The organism is Solidesulfovibrio sp. C21 (assembly GCF_047785625.1).
Taxonomy (GTDB): Bacteria; Desulfobacterota; Desulfovibrionia; order Desulfovibrionales; family Desulfovibrionaceae; genus Solidesulfovibrio.
In genome coordinates, this window is record NZ_JBLODY010000001.1 from 1 (window position 1) to 23,086 (window position 23,086).

General features: G+C 65.5%; 21 protein-coding genes. 13 read left to right on the forward strand and 8 right to left on the reverse strand.

Going from position 1 to position 23,086, the window contains the following annotated elements; genetic code table 11:
* Positions 1–132: 132 nt before the first annotated feature.
* Genes ACMZ6R_RS00005 through ACMZ6R_RS00025 form a run of 5 tightly spaced genes read right to left on the reverse strand, consistent with a single transcriptional unit; the run spans position 133 to position 4,179 of the window.
* Positions 133–972: a sulfotransferase gene (locus ACMZ6R_RS00005; RefSeq protein WP_416108537.1), complete on the reverse strand. Its 840-nt coding sequence runs from the start codon at positions 970–972 to the stop codon at positions 133–135.
* Positions 973–993: 21 nt separating this feature from the next.
* A complete protein-coding gene (locus tag ACMZ6R_RS00010) occupies positions 994–2,703 on the reverse strand; it encodes a dynamin family protein (RefSeq protein ID WP_416108539.1) in 1,710 nt (569 codons plus the stop codon).
* Positions 2,704–2,728: 25 nt separating this feature from the next.
* Complete coding sequence (locus ACMZ6R_RS00015) at positions 2,729–3,376, reverse strand: hypothetical protein (protein ID WP_416108540.1); 648 nt, start codon at positions 3,374–3,376, stop codon at positions 2,729–2,731.
* A gap of 33 nt (positions 3,377–3,409) precedes the next feature.
* Positions 3,410–3,745 (reverse strand): STAS domain-containing protein, encoded by a 336-nt coding sequence (locus tag ACMZ6R_RS00020; protein WP_416108541.1) that lies wholly within the window; start codon positions 3,743–3,745, stop codon positions 3,410–3,412.
* 17 nt (positions 3,746–3,762) lie between these two features.
* Positions 3,763–4,179 (reverse strand): ATP-binding protein, encoded by a 417-nt coding sequence (locus ACMZ6R_RS00025; protein WP_416108542.1) that lies wholly within the window; start codon positions 4,177–4,179, stop codon positions 3,763–3,765.
* 239 nt (positions 4,180–4,418) lie between these two features.
* On the opposite strand from ACMZ6R_RS00025, the gene ACMZ6R_RS00030 reads away from it, so the two are divergent.
* Complete coding sequence (locus ACMZ6R_RS00030; protein ID WP_416108544.1) at positions 4,419–5,228, forward strand: YkgJ family cysteine cluster protein; 810 nt, start codon at positions 4,419–4,421, stop codon at positions 5,226–5,228.
* A gap of 115 nt (positions 5,229–5,343) precedes the next feature.
* Here ACMZ6R_RS00030 and ACMZ6R_RS00035 read toward each other — a convergent pair whose 3' ends face one another.
* Complete coding sequence (locus ACMZ6R_RS00035; RefSeq protein WP_416108545.1) at positions 5,344–6,417, reverse strand: hypothetical protein; 1,074 nt, start codon at positions 6,415–6,417, stop codon at positions 5,344–5,346.
* Positions 6,417–6,929, reverse strand: a complete 513-nt coding sequence (locus ACMZ6R_RS00040; RefSeq protein ID WP_416108547.1) for a hypothetical protein — start codon at positions 6,927–6,929, stop codon at positions 6,417–6,419. Before ACMZ6R_RS00040 ends, ACMZ6R_RS00035 begins: the two co-directional genes overlap by 1 nt.
* A gap of 363 nt (positions 6,930–7,292) precedes the next feature.
* On the opposite strand from ACMZ6R_RS00040, the gene ACMZ6R_RS00045 reads away from it, so the two are divergent.
* From ACMZ6R_RS00045 to ACMZ6R_RS00065, 5 genes are all read left to right on the forward strand, one after another.
* Positions 7,293–7,826, forward strand: coding sequence for a chemotaxis protein CheW (locus ACMZ6R_RS00045; RefSeq protein ID WP_416108548.1), 534 nt, complete (start codon positions 7,293–7,295; stop codon positions 7,824–7,826).
* A 106-nt stretch (positions 7,827–7,932) separates the two neighbouring features.
* Positions 7,933–10,035, forward strand: a complete 2,103-nt coding sequence (locus ACMZ6R_RS00050) for a HAMP domain-containing methyl-accepting chemotaxis protein (RefSeq protein ID WP_416108550.1) — start codon at positions 7,933–7,935, stop codon at positions 10,033–10,035.
* 53 nt (positions 10,036–10,088) lie between these two features.
* Positions 10,089–12,266, forward strand: coding sequence for a chemotaxis protein CheA (locus tag ACMZ6R_RS00055; RefSeq protein ID WP_416108551.1), 2,178 nt, complete (start codon positions 10,089–10,091; stop codon positions 12,264–12,266).
* Between the two features lie 26 nt (positions 12,267–12,292).
* Positions 12,293–12,625, forward strand: coding sequence for an STAS domain-containing protein (locus tag ACMZ6R_RS00060; protein ID WP_416108552.1), 333 nt, complete (start codon positions 12,293–12,295; stop codon positions 12,623–12,625).
* A complete protein-coding gene (locus tag ACMZ6R_RS00065) occupies positions 12,618–12,980 on the forward strand; it encodes a response regulator (protein ID WP_416108718.1) in 363 nt (120 codons plus the stop codon). Before ACMZ6R_RS00060 ends, ACMZ6R_RS00065 begins: the two co-directional genes overlap by 8 nt.
* A gap of 189 nt (positions 12,981–13,169) precedes the next feature.
* Here the strand turns inward: ACMZ6R_RS00065 and ACMZ6R_RS00070 are convergent, their stop codons facing one another.
* Positions 13,170–14,528 (reverse strand): glycerate kinase type-2 family protein, encoded by a 1,359-nt coding sequence (locus ACMZ6R_RS00070; protein ID WP_416108553.1) that lies wholly within the window; start codon positions 14,526–14,528, stop codon positions 13,170–13,172.
* 271 nt (positions 14,529–14,799) lie between these two features.
* Between ACMZ6R_RS00070 and nudC the strand changes: the two genes are divergently transcribed.
* The 7 genes from nudC (at position 14,800) to feoB (ending at position 23,025) form a co-directional block, all read left to right on the forward strand.
* Entirely contained in the window at positions 14,800–15,684 is an 885-nt protein-coding gene (nudC, locus tag ACMZ6R_RS00075) for an NAD(+) diphosphatase (RefSeq protein WP_416108555.1), read from the forward strand.
* A 94-nt stretch (positions 15,685–15,778) separates the two neighbouring features.
* A complete protein-coding gene (locus ACMZ6R_RS00080) occupies positions 15,779–16,237 on the forward strand; it encodes an RrF2 family transcriptional regulator (RefSeq protein WP_416108556.1) in 459 nt (152 codons plus the stop codon).
* A 158-nt stretch (positions 16,238–16,395) separates the two neighbouring features.
* Positions 16,396–17,697, forward strand: coding sequence for a cytochrome ubiquinol oxidase subunit I (locus tag ACMZ6R_RS00085; protein WP_416108558.1), 1,302 nt, complete (start codon positions 16,396–16,398; stop codon positions 17,695–17,697).
* Positions 17,698–17,778: 81 nt separating this feature from the next.
* The gene (cydB, locus tag ACMZ6R_RS00090) at positions 17,779–18,807 is read left to right on the forward strand and encodes a cytochrome d ubiquinol oxidase subunit II (protein WP_416108560.1); all 1,029 of its coding nucleotides are present in this window, start codon (positions 17,779–17,781) and stop codon (positions 18,805–18,807) included.
* A 245-nt stretch (positions 18,808–19,052) separates the two neighbouring features.
* Positions 19,053–19,784, forward strand: a complete 732-nt coding sequence (locus ACMZ6R_RS00095; protein ID WP_416108561.1) for an HD-GYP domain-containing protein — start codon at positions 19,053–19,055, stop codon at positions 19,782–19,784.
* Positions 19,781–20,830 (forward strand): sensor domain-containing diguanylate cyclase, encoded by a 1,050-nt coding sequence (locus ACMZ6R_RS00100; RefSeq protein WP_416108562.1) that lies wholly within the window; start codon positions 19,781–19,783, stop codon positions 20,828–20,830. The genes ACMZ6R_RS00095 and ACMZ6R_RS00100 overlap by 4 nt, the downstream gene beginning before the upstream one ends.
* Positions 20,831–20,838: 8 nt before the next feature.
* The gene (feoB, locus tag ACMZ6R_RS00105; RefSeq protein ID WP_416108563.1) at positions 20,839–23,025 is read left to right on the forward strand and encodes a ferrous iron transport protein B; all 2,187 of its coding nucleotides are present in this window, start codon (positions 20,839–20,841) and stop codon (positions 23,023–23,025) included.
* Positions 23,026–23,086 lie beyond the last annotated feature (61 nt).

Sequence of the window (23,086 nt, forward strand, 5' to 3'; positions counted from 1 at the left end):
GGGTTGGGTTGCCCGCCCTCTTCAACGTCACTTCCCTTGTGAAAGTTTTTGAAGGGGGTCCAGGGGGAAACTTTTTTCAAAAAGTTTCCCCCTGGCCGCCGGAGGCATCACCCCCCTCTTCCCTTCACTACTTCACTTCTTTGGATTTTCGATCGCCCCGCCGGGCGCGCCGGCCTGGGAGTCGAGCAGACGGCAGACGTTTTGAAACTTCGCGACCAGGAGCTTGTGCCGGGCGAGGCGGGCAGTGAACGCCTTGCCGCCTGCCGCGACGCGCTCGGCGAAAAGCGTCTCGGCGAAACGGTACAGCGCGGCGTCGAGGACGTTTCGCGAAGCGACAAGCGCGCGCTCCTCGTCCGTGGCCCGGGCGGCTTCAGGCCGGCGCAGGCTGTTCTGGCGCTCGTAGAGCAGGTCGGAAAGGCCCATGACGTCGGCGAGGAGCAGCAGGCTGGCGTCGAAATCCCCGGTCAGGCCGAAGGCGAGAAACCGGTCGCGCAGGTTGGCCTGGGCGCGGGAAAGCGCTTCTTCGGGCCGACTGTCCGGGTCCAGGCCGGAAAGCACCCGGGTCATGAAGTTGCCGCCCTTGTAGCGAAGGAGCTTGTGGCTGCTGGTGACGTATTCGGCCAGGGACATGTTTTCCCGGTTGAGCAACTCATAGAGATGCTGTCCGGGCCAGGTCCGCAGGAAATGGTACTCCGAGATCACCCGCGAGACGGGCTCGCGCAGAAAGGTCACGGCCCGAACCGGCGTGTCGTAGAAGGTGAAGGCGTCGTAGTCGGTCAAAAGCACATGGCCCTGGATCAGCCGGATGCCGTCCAGGCGCGATTGGTCGATGACCGCGTTTTGGGCGAAATCGTCCCGCGTGTAGAGCGACAGCACGGAGCCGGGCGGGAAATTGCGCTCCAGCAGGCGGTTGAGCGTGGTCCCGGCGGTGCGGGGGATGTGCAGGAAAAGAAACGGCGGTTGGCCGGCCATGATGCCCGCGCCTCGATGCGGTCAGGAAGGATCGAAGGCCGCCAGGGCCTCCCGTAGCGCGGCCAGTTGCCCGGAAAGGTCGGCCAGCCGCTGGCGCCGGTCGTCGATGTCCGCGAAAAAGGGCGCGAACCGTTCGTCCAGCTCCCGAAAAATCCGATCCACCCGGGCGGCCAGACGCTCGTCGAGTTCCAGGCGCAGCTTCTCGCCTCCGGCGGCCAGACGGCGTCGCATTTCCCGCAACACCCGGGGCCGTTGCCAGAAAAGAGCGCTGCCGGCCAAAAGCGCGCCACCGGCCGCGATCACCCCGCCGGTCACGTCCACCACAGCGCTTTTGACGGCCACGGCGAAAATCGTTCCCAAAACCACCAACGTTCCGCCGAGCGCCGCCTTGGGGTCCATGCCGGTCACGCTTTTGGGGTCCAGGCCGGCCATGGGGCCGCCGTCGGCCAAAAGCGCCTCCACCCGTTCGGCCACTTCGGCCAACACCCGGTCGCGCTGGGCGGTCAGGGCATCGGCCGGCTGGCCTTCGCCGGAGGCGCGCCGCCGGGCCAGCTCGTCGAGCAGGCCGCGAGCCGTATTGCTCACGCTTTCGAAAATATGCTGCGCCCCCTGCCGGGCGATGGCGTCCACCTCGTGTTCCAGGTCCTTGGCAAAGGCCTCGCCGAGCTCGGCCAAGCGCGCCGCCGGGGAAGCGGCCTTGCCGCCGCGCCGCCACAGGCTGGTCACGGCCCGGCCGATCATGCCGCCAAAGGTCAGCTCCTCGGCAAAAGCCGTCTCGAACCGGGCGGCAAGGCGCGTGTAGGCGCCCTCCACCCGCACCCGCAGCACCTCGGCCTCGCGGTCGGCGGCGAGCCTGGCGGTTTGCAGGCGCTTGCGCATGCGGTCGGCCTCGGCCGCGTCGGCGGCAAGCTCCGCTCCGACCGTGTCCAGGGAGCGGCCGAGTTGGGCGCTCAACCGTTCGGCCGAGCGCCGCGTGGCCTCGAGTTTGGCCGCGAAGTGCCCGCCCGAGGCCGTCAGATCCCGGACGAGCCGCCGCAGGGCCGCGATGCCCCCGGCCTCGGGATCGGTCTCGCTCGTGACGGCCGAAACCAGAAAAACGGTCGGATCGCTCATGCCCCTGTCCCGGGCCAGATCGTGCAGCCGGGCCGTGTTGACCTTGATCTGCTCCGGGCTGGCCAGGTCGGCCTGGGTCAGGGCGAAAGCCACGTTGCGCCGCCAGGTATCGGCGGCCAGGTCGTAGAATTCCCAGGCCGAGCGGGAATAGGGGTTGAGCGCCGAAAAGACGAACAGGACCAGATCGGCCCGGGGAATGAACTGCTCGGTGATTTCCTGGTGGCGGTCGATGATGCTGTCCACCCCAGGCGTGTCCACGATAGCCAGGCCGTCGAGGATGGGGTTGTCCAGGGTGACGCGGGTGACAAGCGGCCCGTCGGCGGTTTCGGACGGATGCTCGCCCCGGGTGATGATGCGGATACGGTCCGTGCAGGGGTCCGGGGCCACTTCCGTAACCGTGGCGCCGAGCAGGGCGTTGATGAGGCTGCTCTTGCCGGTCTTGACCTCCCCCACCACCACGAACAAAAACGGCTCGGTCACATGGGCGGCCAGTTCCCGGGCCGTCTCGGCCAGGTCGTCCCGGCCGCACCGGGCCACGAGCGCGACCAGACGTCCGAGCAGGCCGGCCAGTTCGGTCCGGCGGGCCAGAAACCGCGATTCGAGAAGCGATGCGCGCAACGGTCGGTCCTTCAAGTCATCCAGTTCAGCGGGGCAAAAACCAGTCGAGGCCAAGCTTTTCGTTTTTGGCCGCCTCGGCCCTGGCCGCCTCGAACGCGCCGGATTTCTTGTTTTTCGCGTTATAGCACACTTCCTCGTCGTGCACCAAGCCGGTGGCGGCGAGTCGGATGGAATTGCCCTCGGTAAACGCCCCGTCCTCCCCCTCGTAATGCATGAGGATGAGGCTTACCGGCTGGCCATCGGCCGCCCGCAGGCTCCATTTCCAGGTCCGCAGGGTGCCGAAGGCGTTGCCGCGCCATTCCCGGGGTTCGCCGTAGCGCACCTGAAGCGCTTCCATGAGGCGCTGGAAGAACGCCAGCGAATCGTCGGCGTAGTTCATCTTGATGCGCACGATGCGATCCGGCTTGGCGCAAAGCCCGTAATCCACGTAGCCGCTGCGATACCCCGCCACCGGGGCCACCGCCGCAAGCCCGAGGTAGGGTTTGTGGAAGGACCTTTCGATCTCCGGGCGCACGACCGCCTTGCCCGCCTCGGCCAGGGTTTCGCCCAGCCGCAGGCCGACCAGTTCCAGGGGCGCATCCGCGCCATAGCCCGGCCGGGCCGGAAAGCAGGCCGCGAACGTCAGGCCGACGGCCAAAAGCAGATGGCGCAAACACAACGATCTCACGTGCATGACGACTCCTCTCCCGGGCCCCGCGCGCCGCCTTTACGCGAAATGGGTCAGGGCCTCCTCCTGGGTGGGATAAATAGGAAAGATCTCGGTATAGCCGGAAATCTCGAAGACTTCCTTCATATAATCCTTGATGGTGGCCAAAACCAACTGTCCCTGAATCTTCTTGAGCTGCTGCAAGGCCAGAAGCAGTACGCGCAAGCCGGTGGAATTGATGTAATCCACGCCCTTGAAGTCCATGAGCACCTTGGTCTTGCCCTGGCCGAGAATCTCCATGATCTTGTCCTCGAGCACCTTGGACGTGTTGCTGTCGAGCCTGCCGCCAAGCTCGAGCACCGTCACCCCTCCGTTTTCCCGTTCCACAAGCTGCATAGCGCCCCCCTTTTCCGTCAATTGACGTCTTTTTCGAGAATCAACCGATTTTTGCCGCCCACCCGCTCATAGGCGACCCTGTCCATGATCGTACGCACCAAATGAATGCCGAGCCCCCCGATGGGCCGCCGATCCGCCTCGGCGGTGGTGTCCGGGGTGCCGGCCGTCAAGGGATCGAAGGGACGGGCGTCGTCTTCCAGGACGAACCGCAGACGCGAGCCATCAAGGCCCATGCCGACGGTTATGCTGTGTTCCGTATCGTCGGCGTATCCGTAACTGATGATATTGGTGAGAAGTTCGTCGAGGACCAGCCGGATCTGATAGCGCAGCTTGGCAGACAGGGCATGGGCCTCGCCAAAGGCCTCGACCGCATCCCCGATACGGTCAAGTTCCAACAGGCGGTTGTGGAGTCGCAAGGAAAAGCCCGACTGCATCCTGTCCCCGCACGTCGAATGCCGCGCCGCCGGGCGGATCTCCGGGACGCAACGGCCCCGCCGCGGGTATGCCAGGCCGTCAAGAACGACGGCGGAATGGCGGCGCATGACCGATTGCCGCAAACTTCCTGTTTTTTCATGGCCTGTCAAGGCGAAGTCCCGGCCGCGCCGGGCCGGCGCGGCGGTTGCAAACAGGCTTTGGTGGACGTAGAAAGCCCGTCCAACAAGGAGGCTCCCCCATGAAAGACCTAAACGACGCCCTGGCCGAAAACGAGGCCGACGCCACCGAAGCGTTCCTCAAATCCTTGCCCGAACTCGCGCCCGGGGAGTCCTTCCGGTTCGCCTGCCATCCGAACGTGCCCTGCTTCAACGCCTGCTGTTCGGACCTGCGGCTTATGCTCACGCCCTACGACGCCCTGCGCCTGCGCCGGGCGCTCGGGATTTCGGCCGCGGACTTCATCAACCACTTCGCCACGCGTTTCACCGCGCCGGACACCGGCTTTCCCATGCTCCAGCTCAAGATGCGCGACGAGCCCCGGAAACGCTGCCCCTTCGTCACGCCGGAAGGCTGCAAGGTCTATCCCGACCGCCCCGGGGCCTGCCGCACCTATCCCCTGGGCCGGGCGACCAAGCTCGACGAAGAGGGGCAGGTGGTGGAGCAGTTTTTCGTGGTGCGCGAGCCGCACTGCCGGGGCTTCGAGGAGGCCTCCACCTGGGACGCGCCGGCCTGGCTGGCCGATCAGGACCTGGCCCGCTACAACGACCTCAACGACCGTTACATGCGGCTTATGGCCCTGGCCCGGGGCAAGGGCGCGGCCCTAACCTACAAACAGGGGCAGATGGTCTGGCTGGCCCAGTACGAGCCCGACGCCTTCCAGGCCTTCATCACCCGGCTGGACCTCTTCCGGCTGGTGGAGATCGACGAGGAACGCAAGGCGCGGGTCCTGGCCGACGAGGAGGCCTCGCTGATTTTCGGCCTGGACTGGCTGGAACTGGCCTTTTTCGGCCTGGAGACGGGGCTGCGCCGCAAGCGCCAGCCCATGCCGTAACCGAGGTCGGCGGGCCCGATGCTCGGCTACGCCATGCGCGCCGCCGTGGAACTCCCCCGGCCCATGCTGCAAGCCGTCAAAATCGGCTAGGCCGCTGGGGCATCCCTACGGGGCCTCAGGGCAGTCCCCAGGCGGCGCGGTGCTTTTGGTAGAGCGGCTGCGGCAGCACGGCCAAAACCGGCTTGGCGGCCGGGTCGAGCCAGGCGGCAAGCGTCGCGGCGTCGGCCTCGGGACAGCCGATGCTGCCGCCGGTCGGCGCACCGCCGGCCGGGCGCACGTTGACGAAGACGCAACTGCCGGCCCCGGCCACGGGAGCATCCCGGTTGTGGCCGATGACCACACCCCAGATGTTGGCCTTGTCGGCGCGCACCATGCGTTCCTGCCGGGCAAAGCCGCCCTCCGGGCGCTCCTCGGGCCCGACCACGCGTCCGAACTGGGGCACGGCGGGATCGGCCACGCAGGCCACCCGGTCCGTCACCATGGTGTAGGGCAACCGCACGCCGGCCGCCTGGGCCGTCTGGGCGTCGGCATAGCCGAAAGCCTCGGGCAGGGAAAAGAATCCGGCCGGCGTCCTGCCGTCCCCCTGCTTTTTCTCCGGCCCGGCCGGCATGGGCACCAATCCCCGACCATAGCCCAGTCCGCCACGCCCAAGCAGGCAGGAAACGCCCTGCCCCGCCTCGCGCCACGGCGCATCAGGCCCCTGACGGACAAAGCGGCGCAACATGCCTGTTGTCGCGCCCATGCGTGACGCGACGACCAGCACGAGTTGCCGGCAGCCCGGAAGCGGAAATCCGTTGGAAACCACCCCCGGCCCCGTGGCGACCGCGTTCCCGGCGGGTTTAACGGCCGGACCGGCGGGACCGGCGGGAGGACTGGCGGGCGCGCCTTGGCCCGGGGGGGCCATGGCCGGCACGCTTCCAGCGCGAAGGGGCTGTCTCCGGGCGGCGGCGTCCATGTCGGCGGTCATTTCCTGGCGATAGTCCGGGGCCAGGACGGAGGCGCCGCCGCCGCGCGTGTGCACGTCCTCCGGGCGCACAACCGGGGTCTTGCCCCGCACCGAGGACGCGTCATCGGACGGCGCGCCATCGGAGCAGCCGGCAACACCCCAGGCCAGGACCAGGGCCAGCACAAGCGCCGCCGCGCGGAAAGCGCCCCCCCGGCCGGCCGGGGGCATTGCGCCGGCGGGCATCATGCCTCGTCCGGCGTGTCGGATGACGGAGTTGCGGCATCAGCCGCCACGGCGTCTTCCTCCGTCTTGGCCGCGCGCTTGCCCCGTTTTCCCCCGCGCGCCAAGGCGGCAAGCTTCTCGGCGGCCTTGACGGACTCGCCGGACTTGCCAAGGAAATGCATCTCCCCGCGCGGGGAAATCCAATGCCAGCCAGCCGGTTTGACGAGTTCGGTCGCGCCATGTTTATCAAGAAATTCCAACGCCTTCACACTATCGAGCTCTTCGGCCAGCGATTCCAGCAGGTCCTCGGCATCGAAGGCGGCGGCGGCGCTGCGAAAAATCTCGAACGCGCCGTGGGCCACGTCGAACAGCGAAAAATCACCCCGCTTGCGGCGTCCGGCCAAAATGGCCTCCAACGTCGCCATATCGTTGCGCAGGGCCCGCAGTTCCTTGATCGCCACATCACGGGCAGCATCGCGCCGCGCTTCCAGACTTTTCCCGACAGCCGCCGTGGCCGTGCGTTTTGGTGGCATGGCATCCTCACTTATTTGCTTTATTTTAGACAATAATCCGTAAAATGTGGAGCCTAAAGTTCCCCCGAAACACGACCGCCATATGCGACGCCGCAGACCGGCAGTTCCCGAAAGAGCCCAACACGCCTTCTATTGCAAGCCCTCTGCGCCGTGCAGCGCGGCCGGGCGATCCGGCAGGCACCGTCCGGCCGCGACGGCATGGCGGCGCCAGCGCCCCGTGAAGGGCGCGGACGGCCATTTTTGAACTAGGTATTGTCTTTACTGAAAATTATTTATAGTATCCATAACATATTGTGTTCTATAAATGAGAAAGCATACTGTTGGCGACCATGACAGCCCGAACGGGCAGCAAGGAGAATCACTATGGCAACCGACGTCCAGTCCGACAGCCAGCGCTTTCTTACCATGACGCTCGGGAATGAAATTTTCGCCATCGATATTTTTTCCGTCCGTGAGATTCTCGATTACACGGACATCACCCGCATTCCCCAGACACCGGAGTTCATGCGCGGGGTGGTCAACGTACGGGGAAGCGCCGTGCCCGTGGTCGACCTCAAGATGAAATTCGGCCTCGGCCAGGTGGAACAAACACTCAATACCCGCATCGTGATCGTGGAAATACGGCGCGAGGACACGGTTTCGGTCATGGGGGCCCTGGCCGATTCGGTCAAGGAAGTCCTGGAGCTCGAGACGGACCGCATCGACCCGCCGCCGCGCATGGGCGCCACCGTGCGCGCCGATTTCATCCGGGGCATCGGCAGGCACGGGGACCGCTTCATCCTGATCCTCGACGTGGACAAGGTTTTTTCCACCGAGGAAATCCTCGACCTGTCCCACATGCTGGGCGAGACGGCCCCGCCCGCGGGAGAAAACGACGAAATAATCTCCAATCCCTAATGAAGATTGCCAAATTGGCCGAAGAAACAAGTGAGGAGTGCTTTCAGGCGGATCATGGCGTTGCCCTGCGGCGAGACGGTTCAACCTCGTAACTCCGGAGTCCACCATGTTCAAGAATCGCAGCCTCGCCTTCAAGCTGGGACTCGGCTTCGGCCTGCTCATTGTATTTACAGTCCTTATCGCCGGGGTTGGCTATGTAAGCCTCGATATGTTGCTGTCGCGCTCCGCCAAGATGGAGTCCGTCAACTTCATCAGCGACGCCATCACCAGCGCCCGTATGGACATGCTGTACTTCATGAACAGCAAGGATCAGGGCCGCCTGGAATCCTTTCGCAAAAATCTCGCCCAAGCCAGGGAAAAGGCCCAAGCCCTCAAGCATACGTTAAGCGATCCCCGCAACCGGGAACGCATGGACACGATCAGCAAAGACGCCGCCGCCTATGAGGCCGGACTCGGCCGTTATCTGGAAAGCGAAAAGACCAACGCGGAAACGCTCAAGGCCCTGGTCGACGCGGCCGGCGCCCTGCAAAAAGCCGGGGAAGCCCTGGACCGACATCTGGCCGAGGCCCTAACCAAGTCCTCCGCCTCCGGGGTCGAGGCCGTGGCCAAGGCGGCCACGGTGCAGCACCGCGTAAGCGGCCTCATCCAGCAGTTCCTGCGTTCGCGCATCGAGGTCCTCTATTACCTGTGGAAGGGCGATACGACGCGCATGGACAACGCCCGGAGCATTCTGGAAAAGCTCATCGCGACGGGCAAGAACGCCGAAACACTTCTGGCCACGCCGGAAGAACGCGCCATGATGATGGACATCGTCACCCGGGCCGAAACCTACAAGTCCCGCATGGAAGGCTTCCTGGCCGCCGCCGAGACCCGGGTCGTAGTGATCAAGGACATGGCCGCCGCCGCCGATCAGGCCGCCAAGGTCGCCCTGGACGCCGTCAACATCCAGCAGGAAAGCATGCGCGCCGAATCGCGCACGGCCAACAGCGTCAATATCGCCGCCGCGGTCACGGCCATCATCCTCGGCCTCCTGTTTGCCGTGCTCATCACCAAGGGCATCCTGCGCGGCGTCAAAAAGGCCATCACCGCCGCCGAATCCGTCTCCCACGGCGACCTGGACGTGGACGTGACCATCGAGGGACGCGACGAGATCGGCACCCTGCTTATGGCCATGGAGCGCATGATCGAGGCCGAGCGGACCACGGCCGACGTGGCCAGCCGGCTGGCCCAGGGCGACCTGACCGTTTCCGTCACGGCCCGGTCGGACAAGGACGTGATGCTGATAAGCATGTCCGAGATGATCGACCGGCTGCGCGACGTGGTGGGCGAGGTCCAGTCCGGAGCGGAAAACGTGGCCTCGGGCAGCGAGGAGATGAGCGCTTCGGCCGAATCCCTGTCCCAGGGCGCCACCGAGCAGGCTTCGGCCGTCGAGGAATCGTCCTCGGCCATGGAGCAAATGGCCTCGAGCATCAGCCAGAACGCCGACAACGCCAGCCAGACCGAGGCCATCGCCGTCAAGGCGGCGAACGACGCCCGCGAATCCGGACAGGCCGTGACCCAGGCCGTGGCCGCCATGAAGGAAATCGCCGGCAAGATCTCCATCATCGAGGAAATCGCCCGGCAAACCGACCTGCTTGCCTTAAACGCCGCCGTGGAAGCGGCCCGGGCCGGCGAACACGGCCGGGGATTCGCCGTGGTGGCGTCCGAAGTCAGAAAGCTGGCCGAACGCAGCCAGTCGGCGGCCTCGGAGATCACCAAGCTCTCCAGCTCCACCACCAGCGTGGCCGAACGGGCCGGAGACCTGCTCGCCAAGCTCGTGCCGGACATCCAGCGCACGGCCGATCTGGTCCAGGAGATCAACGCCGCCAGCCAGGAACAGTCCACCGGATCGGGGCAGGTCAACAAGGCGCTCCAACAGCTCGACCAGGTCATCCAGCAAAACGCCTCCGCTTCCGAAGAGCTGGCCTCCACCTCCGAGGAACTCTCGGCCCAGGCCGAACAGCTGCAGGCGAGCGTCGCCTTCTTCCAGCTCGAGGCCGGCGCCCGCGTGGCCAGGCCCGCCGCCAAGCCCGCCGCCAAGCCCCGTCCCGACAAGGGCAAGCCCGCCGCCCGGCCGGCCCTGGCCAAGGGCCCGTCCGCCAAGTCCCGGACCGAGTCGGCCATTTCCCTGGACATGGACAGCGACGATGACCAGTTCGAACGCTTCTAACCCCGGCCCGGGCGCTATTGCCGCCCGCCACCGGGAAGACGGGGTGTGCAACGATGAGCGAGATTGATCCGTCCATCGGCCTTTATGTGGAAGAAACCAGGGAACTGCTCGGCGAACTGGAACGCGGGCTGCTCGATCTGGAAAAAAACCCCGACGACATGGAACGCGTGGACGCCTGTTTCCGCGCCATGCACACCATCAAGGGCGGCGGGGCCATGTTCGGCTTCGAGGAGATCTCCCGCTTCACCCACGACGTGGAGACGGTGCTCGACCGGGTGCGCGCGGGGGATCTGCCGGTCACCAGCGAACTGCTGACGCTGACGCTTGCGGCCAGGGATCACATCCTGGCCCTGCTGGAAGCCCCGGTCCCGCCGGGGCCGGAACTGCTCGCCGCCTCGGATGCGCTGCTCGCGTCCTTTGCCGCCTTCCTGCCCCACAAGGGCACGGATGCGGCGCATCCGCCGACGGCCGTCACGGCTGCGCCGTCCCCGTCGGGCCTCACCTGCGATACCGAGGAAAACGCCTGCTATGCCTGCGAGCCCCAGGCGGGACCGCCCGGCATCTACTGGGTGCGCTTTTGCCCGAGCCCGCGCATCCTGCATTCCGGCAACGATCCGGCCCGTTTGTTGGTCGACCTCGACGCCGTGGGCCTCGTGCGCACCCTGCGCCACGGCCCCATGCCGGAGCTGGACGCCTCGGATTTCGACCCGGAAGAAGTCTACGGCGTGTTCGACATGCTCGTACGTACGCCCTGCACCCCGAACAGCCTGCGCGACGTGTTCATCTTCGTCGAGGACGACTCCGATATCACCATCGAGCGCATCCATCAGGGCAACCTGCGCGGCGACGACCTGGGCGAACTGCTCCACGCCCTCACCGGCCTCGACGCCGCCCCGACCGACGCGGTGCTCGACGCCCTGGGCCGGGCCCTGGCCGACAAGCTGGCAACCATCAGCGAGGCCAAGGCCAAATCCGAAGCCAAAAGAGCCCAGCTCGGCGGCGCGGAAGGCGGCAGCAAGCGTCAGGCCGCCGCGAAGGGAAGCACCACGCTGCGTGTGGACGCGGCCCGGCTGGACAGCGTGGTCAGCATGGCCGGCGAGCTGGTCATCCTCCAGTCCCGTCTGCGCCAGGCCGTCCAGGCCCGGAACCTCGACGCCGCCGCCGCCGTGGACGAGGACCTCGAACGCCTGACCGACGCCATGCGCGACGTGGCGCTCGGGCTTCGCATGCTGCCCATCGGCACGGTGTTCAGCCAGTTCACCCGGCTTTTGCGCGACCTTTCGGCCTCCCTCGGCAAGGTCGTGGAATTCGAAGCCCTGGGTGGCGACACCGAGCTCGACAAGACCGTCATCGACCGCATCAAGGATCCGCTGGTGCACCTGTTGCGCAACAGCCTGGACCACGGCGTGGAGACACCGGCCGAAAGGCAGGCCGCCGGCAAGCCGGAAAAAGGCCACATCACCCTGTCGGCCAGCCATTCCGGCGGCAACGTGGTCATCGCCATAAGCGACGACGGCAAGGGTATCGACCCCCTGGTGATCCGCAACAAGGCCGTGGAAAAGGGGCTCATCGCCCCGGACATGGACCTGCCCGAAAAGGCCATCTTCGAACTCATCTTCGCCCCGGGCTTTTCCACCGCCGAGAAGGTGTCGGACATCTCGGGACGCGGCGTGGGCATGGACGTGGTCAAACGCAACATCGAGGCACTGCGCGGCTCGGTGGAGGTGGACAGCGTCCTTGGCCAGGGCACCACGGTGACCATCAAGCTGCCGCTGACGCTGGCCATCATCGACGGTTTCTCCGTGGTGGTGGGCAAGGATTCCTTCATCGTGCCGCTGGTCACCCTGCGCGGCTTCCAGGAGCGCTTTCCCGCAAGCGAGGTGCGCACCGTGGAAAACATGGACCGGATGGGCGAACTGATACCGGTGGTGAGCCTGCGCAAGCTTTTCGCCGTGCCCGGAACCCAGCCCGGCTATGAGCGGGTGGTCATCACCGAAGTGGAAGGGGATATGGTCGGTTTTTGCGTGGACAAGGTGGTGGGCCGGCAGCAGGCCGTCATCAAGAGCCTCGACGACTGTTACCGTCATCTCAAATGGATTTCAGGCACGACCATAAACGGCGACGGCAGCATTTCGCTGATCCTCGACGTGCCCCAGCTCGTCCGTTTCGTGCGCGAACAGGAAGACTCCCGCTTGCACGCGGTCAAAGCCTCCCGTACACTGGCCCAGTAGAAAGGGCCAGGCAAGGAGCGGTAGTTATGGAACTGACCCGTACCGAAGACGGCAACAACCTTGTGCTCGGCATTGCCGGCAAATGCACAGTGGAACACGCCGCCGCCCTGCGCCAGGCCCTGCTTCAGGCCGTTGGCGAAGGACGGCCGCTGGCCCTGGACATATCGGGCGTCGAGGATGCCGACATAAGCTTTCTGCAGTTGCTGCTGGCGACAGCCCTGACCCTCGACCGCGACGGCCGCACGTTCGCCCGGCGCGGTCCGGTGGCCGAGGCAGCCAAGCTGGCGGCCAGGGTTTCCGGCTTCGACAACACGCCCCTGCTCCAACCCTTTTTCGCCGATGGGGAACATGATGGCTAAACGGATCATGACCGTGGACGATTCAGCGAGCGTGCGTCAGATGGTGGCCTTCACGCTCAAGAAAGAAGGATACGACGTCATTGAGGCCTGCGACGGCAAGGACGGCCTGGCCAAGCTTTCCGGGACCGTGGACATGGTCATCACGGACCTCAATATGCCAAACCTCGACGGCATCGGCCTGATCAAGGGCATTCGCGCCCAAGCCGCCTACAAGTTCATTCCCATCGTCATGCTGACCACCGAATCCCAGGCCGGCAAGAAGGCCGAGGGCAAATCGGCCGGGGCCACGGGCTGGATCGTCAAGCCCTTCACCCCGGACCAGCTCGTGGCCGTCGTCAAGAAAGTCCTGCGATAAAAATTTGAGGATAAAGGAAGAGAATGCGAGAGGGGAAACCCTTTAAAAAGGGTTCTCCCCTCTCGCGCTCTCCCTTTCCTAAATTTTTAAAGGGGATAATTTTTACTGTAACAGACTAATTCTATTGAAAGTCTTTGGAAGGGGGTCCGGGGGAAACTTTTCTTCAGAAAAGTTTCCCCCGGTTCTTCTTCATGGCGTAAGCAACACCTTGATGTCGCAGACGTTGGTGTTGGTGGGGCCGGTGACCAGCAGCGCGCCTACGGCCTCGAAATAGTGGTAGGCATCGTTTTCGGCCAGATACCGGGCCGCGTCCAGCCCGAGCCGCTGGCCCTCGCGCAGGATATCAAGCGAAGCGAACGCCCCGGTGGCGTCGGTCGGGCCGTCGGAACCGTCCGTGGAAGCGGCCAGAAAGACGGCCTCCTCGGCGTTTTTGGCGTCCCGGGCCAGCCCCGCCAGAAAGGCCAGGGCCATTTCCTGGTTGCGTCCGCCCTTGCCGGTGCCGCGAAGCGTCACGGTGGTCTCGCCCCCGGCGATGACGCAGGCCGGACGCGAAAGCGGCACGCCGTACTCGGCGATGTCCTTGGCCATGCCGCAAAAAAGATGGGCCATCTCCCGGGCCTCGCCGGTCAGGTGCGAGGTCAGCACCACAGTGTCGTAGCCAAGCTCCCGGGCCTTGTCCCGGGAGGCGAGAAGCGCCTGAAAATTGGTGCCCACCAGCACGGTGCGGGTGCGCGAGAAAGCCGGGTCGCCGGGCTTGGGCGTTTCCGGGGCGCGCCCGGCGGCGACGTCGAGCAGCACGGCCAGGGCCTCGGGCGCGATTTTGCCGGCCACGTCGTAGCGGTCGAGCACGGCCAGGGCATCGGCCGCGGTGGTGGGATCGGGCACAGTGGGGCCGCTGGCGATGACGTCCAGGTCGTCGCCCACCACGTCGGAAAGCAGCAGCCCCAGACAGGCCGCCGGGGCGATGGCCGCCGCCAGCCGTCCGCCCTTGACCGCCGACAGCTTCTTGCGCACGCAGTTGATCTCCTGGATGGTCGCGCCGCAGGAGAGAAGCACTCTGGTGGTCTCCTGCTTGTCGGCAAGCGTCAGACGCCGGGCGGGCAGGGCCAGGGGCGCGGCCAGGATGGCCGAACCGCCGCCGGACACCGGCACGATGACCAGATCGTCCGGACCGGCCGCCTGGGCCATGGCCAAAATCTCGGCGGCCGCGGCCACGCCCCGGGCGTCCGGCACCGGATGGGCCGCCTCCATGAGGCGAATGCGGGAAAGCTTCTCCAGGTAGCCTTCCTTGACCGCCACCACCCCGCCGGCGATGCGCTCCCCGAGCAGCTTTTCGAGGCCCAGCGCCATGCGGGCCGAGGCCTTGCCCGCGCCCAACACGTAGATATTCCTGAAGCAGGAGAGGTCGTATTCGTGGCACTCGGTTTCGGTGTGCACGCGCAGGATGTCGCCATTGAGCGACAGCACGCGTTCCATCATGGCAAGCGGGTCCACCCGGGCAAGTCCGGCCCGGAAAATAGCTTCGGCGTCGGCACGGCAATCACGCATCACATTTTCCTCCCCGCTCTCGCGTCCGTGTCATTTGTTCGTTCATCGGCCTTGTGCATTCCATGCATGGAGTGATTGCCGCAGGCGCACTCGAACCCGCCCAATACCCCATAAAAAGTTTTTGCGGGAGGGGGTCCGGGGGAGGGGGCTTTTTTCAAAAAGCCCCCTCCCTCGGAAATCCCATTCCCCCTTCCTGGTCAAAAGGGGCCTCTCGGCGTATTCTGCACGGACGGGCGTCAAGCCCGCCGCACTTCAACCCGCCGAGGCCGCCATGCCCTATCCGGAAATGACCCATCTCGCCTATAATCGCGACGCCATCAAAAACGACTTCATCTTCGGCACCCCGGACCGCGACGTCCCGGGAACCCCCGGCTATTGGCTGGCGCTTCGGGGCAACGAGATGGTCATGCAGCCGGCTTCCGGCGCGCTGGAGCTCCCCTTCGGCCTGGAGCCGCTCCCTGGGCCCTACGCCGTCTCCCCGGTGTATGTCGGCACCTGGCAGGGGAGGCCCCTTCACGCGGTAAGGCTCGCGCCCGAGGCCGCCATTCCCGAGCCCTTCGTCCCGGTAGCGGCCGGTTATCGCGGGGAGGCCCTCACCGAAGCCCAGCTCACCTTGTCCGGCCTGGCCCGGCAGGTGCTTCACTGGCGCGACCGCAGCCGCATCTGCCCGGCCTGCGGCGGCGCTCCCACGGAGATCACCGGCAGTTTCGGCGCGCGCTGCACGGTCTGCGCCCGGGAATATTATCCGCGCATCCACCCGGCCGTGATCGTGCTCATCCGGCGTGGCGACGAGGTGCTGCTCGTGCGCAAGCCCGACTGGCCGGCCGACCAGTACGGCATGGTGGCCGGGTTCGTGGAATTCGCCGAATCCTTGGAGGAATGCGTGGTGCGCGAAGTCCTGGAGGAAACGGGGCTGACCATCCGCGACCTGCGCTATGTGGGCAGCCAGAACTGGCCCTTCCCCAGCCAGATCATGGCCGGGTTCGTGGCCGAGTACGCCGGCGGCGAACTCGTGGTGGACAAGACGGAACTGGAGACCGCGCAATGGTTTTCGCCCGCCTCCCCGCCGCCGGGTCTGGCCCCGCGCACAAGCATCGCCCGGCGTCTCCTCGACCGCCACGCCCCGGAGCTGGTCGCCGCCGCCTCAAGACCTTAAAAAACCGTACGTTGCGACGGGAAATGCGTTGACAGCCCCAGCCAGCCCATATATAGGATCAATCAAGTCCTATTAATCCATATTGAGGTCGTCCATGCGCCTGACCCGAGCCGGCGAATATGCCATCCGATGCGTCCTGTACCTGGCCATGCACCAGGACCGGGCAATCATATCCCGCAAGGAAATCGCCGAAGCCATGGACATTCCGGCCCAGTTCCTGAGCAAGGTCGCCCAAAACCTGGCCCGGGCCGGCATCATCGCCATCCGCCAGGGCGCCCAGGGCGGCTACGAGATGGTCAAGGCCCCGGAGGCGGTGTCGCTACTGTCCGTGGTCGAAGCCATCGACGGGGAAATCTTTTTAAACGACTGCATCCACCGTCCCGACACCTGCGCCCGGCAGACCATCTGCTCGGTGCATCGGGTGTGGGAAACGGCTCGCCGGCAACTGCGCGAAACGCTGGCCGGCACGACCCTGGCCGCGCTGGCCCGGGAGGAGGAGCAGGCATGCGCCAAACGGCCTATGCGGCCGTCGCCAATAGACGCAGGCGGGTAAAAAATCGTCGTGGGGCTGGTGCATTTTCCCTGACGGGGTGTTAGGTACGGGCCAGGGCCTTTGAGGGCTCGCAATAAGGCCCGGGACAACCTGGCGCGGCCGCCGGGGAGGATGCAACAAGGGATTTTTCGATCAGACGGAGGAAAAGGAGACCGATCATGGACGTGTTATTGCTTTCCCGGTTGCAGTTCGCCTTTGCCACATTCATCCACTTCATCTTCGTACCGCTCACGCTCGGACTTTCGTTCATCGTGGCGGTCATGGAAACGAAGTACGTGCGCACGGGCGACGAGACGTACAAAAAGATGGCCAAATTCTGGGGCAAGCTTTTTCTGATCAACTTTGCCCTGGGCGTGGTCACGGGCCTCACGCTGGAATTTCAATTCGGCACCAACTGGTCGCGCTACTCGACATTCGTCGGCGATATCTTCGGTTCGCTCCTGGCCATCGAAGCCACGGCCGCCTTCTTTCTGGAATCCACCTTCGTCGCGGTCTGGGTCTTCGGCTGGAAAAAGCTTTCGCCCAAATTTCACGCCACCTGCATCTGGATCGTGGCTTTCGCCGCCAACCTCTCGGCCCTGTGGATCATCCTGGCCAACGGCTTCATGCAGCACCCCGTCGGCTACGTGATCCAGAACGGCCGGGCCGAACTGGCGAGCTTCACCGACGTCATCACCAACGGGTACGCCTGGAACGAATTTTTCCACACCATCACCGGCTCCTGGGCTCTGGCCGGATTTTTCGTGGTGGGCATCTCGTCCTGGCATCTGCTGCGCAAGCAGAACATCGACTTTTTCACCAAGTCCTTTCGCATAGGCGCGGCCTTCGCCCTGATCTTCGCCCTGGTCGTTGCCCTGGTCGGCCACCGGCAGGGCAACATCGTGGCCGAGGTCCAGCCGGCCAAGCTCGCGGCCATGGAATCCCACTGGGAAACCCAGCCCAACGCCCCCATGTACCTCGTCCAGGTTCCCGATCCCGAAAACGAGGGCAACAGCATCCAGTTCGGCAAGATCCCGAGCATCTTAAGCATCATGGCCTTCAACAACCCCTCGGCCGTGGTCAAGGGCCTCAAGGACTTCCCCAAGCAGGACCGTCCTCCCGTCACCCTGACCTTCTCCGCCTTCCGCCTCATGGTGGGGCTCGGCACGCTGATGATCATCGTGGGCATCCTGGCCTTTATCGCCCGCCATCAGCCGGTTGAAAGTTCGACCAAGCTGCTCAAGCTCTTCGTCTGGTGCATCCCCGTCCCCTACCTCGCCCTGCAGGCCGGTTGGGCCGTGGCCGAGGTCGGCCGGCAACCCTGGATCGTTTACGGCATCATGCGCACCAAGGACGCCGTTTCTCCCCTGGCCACCTCCCAGGTCGCCATCAGCCTGGCCGCCTTCTTCGTGGTCTACATCCTGCTTGCGGCCATCGACATCTTCCTTCTGGCCAAGTACGCCCGCAAGCAACCGGCCTAAGGCACAGTGGCGACACGGGAACCGTAAGACGCAAGAAAGCCCGAACCCGGCCCGGCCGGTTTGACAGCAAGGAGAATGGCCATGGATCTCGGAACAATCTGGTTCATCCTTTGGGGAGTGCTCTGGGCGGTCTATTTCGTCCTGGACGGCTATGATTTCGGCATCGGCATCATCCGTCCCTTTTTTTCCAAAAGCGATACGGAAACCCGTATCATGTATAACGCCATGGGTCCCTTCTGGGACGGCAACGAAGTCTGGCTCATCACGGCCGGCGGCGTGACCTTCGCCGCTTTCCCGAAAACCTACGCCATCATGTTTTCCAGCCTGTACACGCCGCTGATGCTGCTGCTGTTCTCGCTGATCCTGCGCGGCGTCACCCTGGAATTCCGCTCCAAGGTCGACAGCGCCGGCTGGCGCAAGCTGTGGGACGTCTGCAACTTCCTGGGCAGCTTCCTGCCGGCCCTGCTCCTCGGCGTGGCCTTTGCCAACATCTTCATGGGCATCCCCATCAACCAGGAAGGCATTCTGCAGGGCAATCTCTTCACCCTGCTCAACCCCTACGGCCTGGCCGGCGGACTGCTGTTCGTCTTCCTCTTCGCCCACCACGGCGCGCTGTGGCTGGCCCAGAAGTCCGAAGGCGAAATCCGCGAGCGCGCGCTCAAAACCGCCGGCAAGCTCTGGCCGGTGGTGGCCGTGCTGGTGGTGCTGTTCCTCGTCATGTCCTGGTTCATGACCCAGCTTTTCAGCAACTACCTCGTCCATCCGGCGCTTTTCATCCTGCTCCTCGTGCCGGTGGCCGGGCTGCTCTTGACCTGCAAGTACCGTCGCCAGGGACGTCCGCTGGCCGCCTGGGTCAGCTCGGCGCTTTTGATCGGCGGGGCGGCGCTTTTCGGCGTGTTCGGCATCTTCCCGGCCCTGCTGCCCTCAAGCCTCAACCCGGCCTGGTCGCTTACCATCGAAAACTCCTCGTCCACGCCGCTGACGCTTTCCATCATGCTCGGCGTGGCCCTGGTCTTCGTGCCCATCGTCATCATCTACCAGGTCTGGGCCATGCACCTGTTCCGTCACCCCGTGAACCAGGAAGACCTGGATTACGACGAAGCCTACTAGTCAATCATTGCCTGCCCCCCTCCCAGCCGCCGTCGGGTCCGCCCGGCGGCGGTTTTTTATATATGAGGGAAAGAGATGCGAGAGGGGAAACCCTTTGAAAAGGGTTCTCCCCTCTCGCGCCCTCCCCTTCCTAAAGCTTTTTTCCATTTTTTGATATTGACAACCATTATCATGGATAATAAGATAATTCCCAACCCATCCGGGACATTATGCAACCGCAACAAAGACGTACCGCGCAACACCCGATGTTCAAGCCGCCCTTTTTCGACGATCCCGCCCAGCCCGACCTCCAGTCGCCAAAATCCGCAGCCGGGCGGGGAACGGTCATGGCCGCCGTCCACGAACTGGCCGCTTCCCTTGGCCGGGCCATCGACGCCAAGGACCCGCACACCCTGACCCACTCCGAGGAAGTGGCCGAAGTGGCCAGGGTCCTGGCCCGAAGCCTGGGCCTGTCCTCGCCCGAGGCAGACATCGTCCATGTGGCCGGCCATCTGCACGACATCGGCAAGATCGGCGTGCCGGACGCGGTGCTGTGCAAGCCCGGCCGCCTGACCGGGGCCGAGTGGGACCGTATGCGCGCCCATCCCGCCATCGGGGCCGAGATTCTGGCCCCACTGTCCTGCCTGTCCGGACTCGGCGTGGTGGAGATGGTGGCCGCCCACCATGAACGTTTCGACGGCGGCGGCTATCCGCTGGGCCTTGCCGGCCAGGACATCCCCATCGGCGCGCGCATCATCGCCGTGGCCGACAGCCTGTCGGCCATGCTGCAAAGCCGGCCCTACCGCCCGGCCATGACGTTCGAGGCGGCCCGGGCGGAAATCCTGCGCTGCCAGGGAACCCAGTTCGATCCCGACGTGGTGGCGGCCTTCATGGCCGCCCAGGCTACCGTGCACCGGCTGTGCCTGAGCCTTCGCGAAAATGACCGGCCGCTTTTTCCGGACCTCTGCGCCCCGGACCGGCCGGGCGTGCGGCCATGACGTTCGATACCGCCACGGCGTCCACCCAGGCCCGGGTCGAGGCGGAAGCATCCGCCCCGCCCCGGGCCCCAAGGCTCTCCCCGGGAAACCTGCTTGGCGTCAGGGCCCGCATGCGCATAGCCCTCCTCGCCCTGCTGGCCCTGCCCCCGGCGCTGGCGCTATTCCTGGTGGAAAAAGGCTACGTGGCCACGGTCAGCCGCATGCTCGGCCTGTGGCTGGCCGTGGCCCTGGTGATGGTTCTGCCCCTGGCCCGGCTGGTCGCCCGCTTCGTGGCCCTGGGCGAGATCGCCACCCTCAACGCCTTCTGCGCCGCCCTGCGCCGCGGCGAATACCACCGTCGCCTGGCCCTGCCGCCCGAAGGAAGCGACGAACACGAAATCCTGCGCCTCATGCGCGACCTCAACTGGCTGGCCCATGGCGTGGAGACCCGCGAGACGTGGCTTAAGACGTTGCTCGACGAGGCGCGGCACCGCGAGCGCCACTTCGCCGATCTTTCCTGCACGGACGCCCTGACCGGCATCTGCAACCGCCGCCACTACGACGAGGCCCTTCCGCCCCTGCTCGAGGAGGCGGCCGGCGCCGGTTACGGGCTGTGGCTGCTCATGATCGACTGCGACCGGTTCAAGGCCGTCAACGACACCTACGGACATCCGGCCGGGGATGCGGTCCTGGCCGCCATGGGTGCGACCTTGCGCGAATCCACCCGCGAGGGCCTCGACCTGCCGTTTCGCCTGGGCGGCGACGAATTCGCCGTTATCCTGACCAGGCTTCCGGCCGCCGCCGCCCACCGCGTGGCCGAGCGTATCCGGGCCCGGTTCGCCGCCGCGACGCCCTACGGGGCCACGGCCAGCATCGGCATCGCCCGGCTCGACCCGAAACGCGACGCGCCGCTGCTGCTTCCCTCCCTGACCGCCCGGTGCGACGCGGCCCTTTACGCCGTCAAGACGGCCGGGGGCAATGCCGCCGGTTTTGCGGACGACCGCGCGCTCGAAGGGGAACACGACTGCGTTTGCATTGAAAACAAGAATCATAACCATAATCGGTAGAATCACCCATGCCCCATCCGCTCACCTTCGCCCTGGCCGGCAACCCCAACTGCGGCAAAACCACGCTGTTCAATGCCCTGACCGGCGCGCGCCAGCATGTGGGCAATTATCCGGGCGTGACCATGGAGAAACGCGAAGGCCGGCTGCGCGTCGCCGGCCGCGACCTGACCCTGGTCGATCTGCCGGGCATGTATTCGCTGACGGCCTATGCCGACGACGAACGGGCCGCCCGCGCCTTTCTGGTGGGCGAAAAGCCGAACTGCGTCATCGACGTCCTCGACGCCGGCACACTCTCGCGTGGGCTCTACCTCACGGTACAGCTGCTCGAACTCGGCGCGCCCGTGGTGTTGGCGCTCAACATGATGGACGAGGCCCGGCAACGCGGCCTGGTCATCGACACGGGACTTTTGGCAAAACTGCTTAATCGGCCGGTGGTGGAAACCGTGGCCCGGCGCGGCGAGGGCGCGGACGACCTCATGCGCGAGGCCGCCGCCTATGCCCTGACCAGACAGGGCGGCTGGCGGCCGCTGGAAATCTCCTACGGCCCCGAGGTGGACCGGACGCTATTGGCCATGCAGGCCCGCATCGAGGCGGATCGTTTTTTGACCGACCGCCTTCCGGCCCGCTGGCTGGCGCTCAAGTACCTGGAAGGCGACGAGGAGGTCATGGCCGCCGGCCGGCGGCACGGCGGCGCGACAGCCGTTTTCCTGGAACGGGGCGCAAGCGCCCTGGCCAAACGTATGCGTCAGGCCGGCAGCCTCCTGGACGCGGTCATTTCGGACTACCGCTACGGCTTTATCGCCTCGCTTTTGCAACACGGCGTGGTGCTCCGTGGCGAGGGCCCGGACCGCATCGCCCTCTCCGACGCCCTGGACAGGGTGCTCACCCACACCGTTGCCGGGCCGGTCATCATGCTGGCCGTGCTCTTCGGCATGTTCCAGCTCACCTTCGCCCTGAGCAGCGCCCCCATGGCCTGGCTCGAAAGCGGGTTCGACAGCCTTGGCCGGATTGCGGCCGGGATCCTGCCGCCGGGGATGCTGCAGTCCCTGGTCGTCTCCGGCGTCATCGCCGGGGTCGGCGGCGTGCTCGGGTTCGTGCCGCTCATCTGCGTCATGTTCTTCCTGCTCTCCTGCCTGGAGGACCTCGGCTACACCGCGCGCATGGCCTACATGCTCGACAGGGTCTTTCGCGCCTTCGGCCTGCACGGGGCCTCGGTCATGCCCTTTATCATCTCCGGCGGCATCCCCGGAGGCTGCGCCGTGCCCGGGGTCATGGCCGCCCGGACCCTGCGCAGCCCCCGGGAGCGGCTGGCCACCATCCTGAGCGCCCCGTTCATGGCCTGCGGCGCGAAAATTCCGGTCTATCTCCTCTTGATCGCCGCCTTTTTTCCCGAGCATCCCGGCATGGTCATGTTCGCCATCACCCTGGCCTCCTGGGCCGCCGCCCTGCTCGTGGCCAAGCTCTGGCGGACCACGGTCATCCCCGGGCCGGCCACGCCCTTTCTCATGGAACTGCCGCCCTACCGCCTGCCCACCCTGCGCGGCCTCTCTATCCACACCGGCGAGCGGGCCTGGCAGTACGTCAAGAAGGCCGGCACCATCATCCTGGCCATCTCCGTGGTCATGTGGGCCGCCATGACCTTCCCCGGCCTGACGGCGGACCGGCTGGCCACCTATGAAGAAGGCCGCGCTTCAATCCGGGAACAGATGGCCGCCCTGCCCGCCGGCCCGGCGGGAAAAGCGGAACAGGCCGCTTTGGCCGCGCGGCTGGCCGACAGCGAAAATTTCGAGGCCGAGGAGGCCCTTCGCGCCTCCCTGGCCGGACGACTCGGCCTGGTCCTGGAAAAGGTGAGCCGCCTGGCCGGATTCGACTGGCGCATCAACATCGCTCTTTTCGGAGGCCTGGCGGCCAAGGAGATCGTGGTCTCCACCCTGGGCACGGCCTACGACCTGGGCACGGCCGATCCCGGGGCCTCCGGGACGCTTTCCGCCCGCCTCGCCGCCGATCCGGCCTTCTCGCCGGCCGTCGCCCTGGCCCTTATCGCCTTCACCATCCTCTATGCCCCCTGTTTCGTCACCGTGACGGTCATGGCCCGGGAAACCGCCTGGAAGTGGGGACTGTTCGCCGTATTCGCCAATACGGCCCTCGCCTTCGGCGCGGCCGTGGCCGTCTTTCAACTCGCCCGTACCTTGTAACCGGAGGAAGGAGAGATTAGAACACATAAAAAATCATAATTCGTGTTACTATTTAGTTCCT

What these genes read in the sequence shown, in the direction of transcription:
- ACMZ6R_RS00005 (WP_416108537.1), bottom strand. Translation starts at nt 972, where the DNA reads ATGGCCGGCCAACCGCCGTTTCTTTTCCTGCACATCCCCCGCACCGCC.
- ACMZ6R_RS00015 (WP_416108540.1), bottom strand. Translation starts at nt 3,376, where the DNA reads ATGCACGTGAGATCGTTGTGTTTGCGCCATCTGCTTTTGGCCGTCGGC.
- nudC (WP_416108555.1), top strand. Translation starts at nt 14,800, where the DNA reads ATGCCCTATCCGGAAATGACCCATCTCGCCTATAATCGCGACGCCATC.
- ACMZ6R_RS00035 (WP_416108545.1), bottom strand. Translation starts at nt 6,417, where the DNA reads ATGCCCGCCGGCGCAATGCCCCCGGCCGGCCGGGGGGGCGCTTTCCGC.
- ACMZ6R_RS00025 (WP_416108542.1), bottom strand. Translation starts at nt 4,179, where the DNA reads ATGCAGTCGGGCTTTTCCTTGCGACTCCACAACCGCCTGTTGGAACTT.
- ACMZ6R_RS00045 (WP_416108548.1), top strand. Translation starts at nt 7,293, where the DNA reads ATGGCAACCGACGTCCAGTCCGACAGCCAGCGCTTTCTTACCATGACG.
- ACMZ6R_RS00040 (WP_416108547.1), bottom strand. Translation starts at nt 6,929, where the DNA reads ATGCCACCAAAACGCACGGCCACGGCGGCTGTCGGGAAAAGTCTGGAA.
- ACMZ6R_RS00050 (WP_416108550.1), top strand. Translation starts at nt 7,933, where the DNA reads ATGTTCAAGAATCGCAGCCTCGCCTTCAAGCTGGGACTCGGCTTCGGC.
- ACMZ6R_RS00055 (WP_416108551.1), top strand. Translation starts at nt 10,089, where the DNA reads ATGAGCGAGATTGATCCGTCCATCGGCCTTTATGTGGAAGAAACCAGG.
- ACMZ6R_RS00095 (WP_416108561.1), top strand. Translation starts at nt 19,053, where the DNA reads ATGTTCAAGCCGCCCTTTTTCGACGATCCCGCCCAGCCCGACCTCCAG.
- ACMZ6R_RS00030 (WP_416108544.1), top strand. Translation starts at nt 4,419, where the DNA reads ATGAAAGACCTAAACGACGCCCTGGCCGAAAACGAGGCCGACGCCACC.
- ACMZ6R_RS00100 (WP_416108562.1), top strand. Translation starts at nt 19,781, where the DNA reads ATGACGTTCGATACCGCCACGGCGTCCACCCAGGCCCGGGTCGAGGCG.
- ACMZ6R_RS00060 (WP_416108552.1), top strand. Translation starts at nt 12,293, where the DNA reads ATGGAACTGACCCGTACCGAAGACGGCAACAACCTTGTGCTCGGCATT.
- ACMZ6R_RS00080 (WP_416108556.1), top strand. Translation starts at nt 15,779, where the DNA reads ATGCGCCTGACCCGAGCCGGCGAATATGCCATCCGATGCGTCCTGTAC.
- cydB (WP_416108560.1), top strand. Translation starts at nt 17,779, where the DNA reads ATGGATCTCGGAACAATCTGGTTCATCCTTTGGGGAGTGCTCTGGGCG.
- ACMZ6R_RS00065 (WP_416108718.1), top strand. Translation starts at nt 12,618, where the DNA reads ATGGCTAAACGGATCATGACCGTGGACGATTCAGCGAGCGTGCGTCAG.
- ACMZ6R_RS00085 (WP_416108558.1), top strand. Translation starts at nt 16,396, where the DNA reads ATGGACGTGTTATTGCTTTCCCGGTTGCAGTTCGCCTTTGCCACATTC.
- feoB (WP_416108563.1), top strand. Translation starts at nt 20,839, where the DNA reads ATGCCCCATCCGCTCACCTTCGCCCTGGCCGGCAACCCCAACTGCGGC.
- ACMZ6R_RS00020 (WP_416108541.1), bottom strand. Translation starts at nt 3,745, where the DNA reads ATGCAGCTTGTGGAACGGGAAAACGGAGGGGTGACGGTGCTCGAGCTT.
- ACMZ6R_RS00070 (WP_416108553.1), bottom strand. Translation starts at nt 14,528, where the DNA reads ATGCGTGATTGCCGTGCCGACGCCGAAGCTATTTTCCGGGCCGGACTT.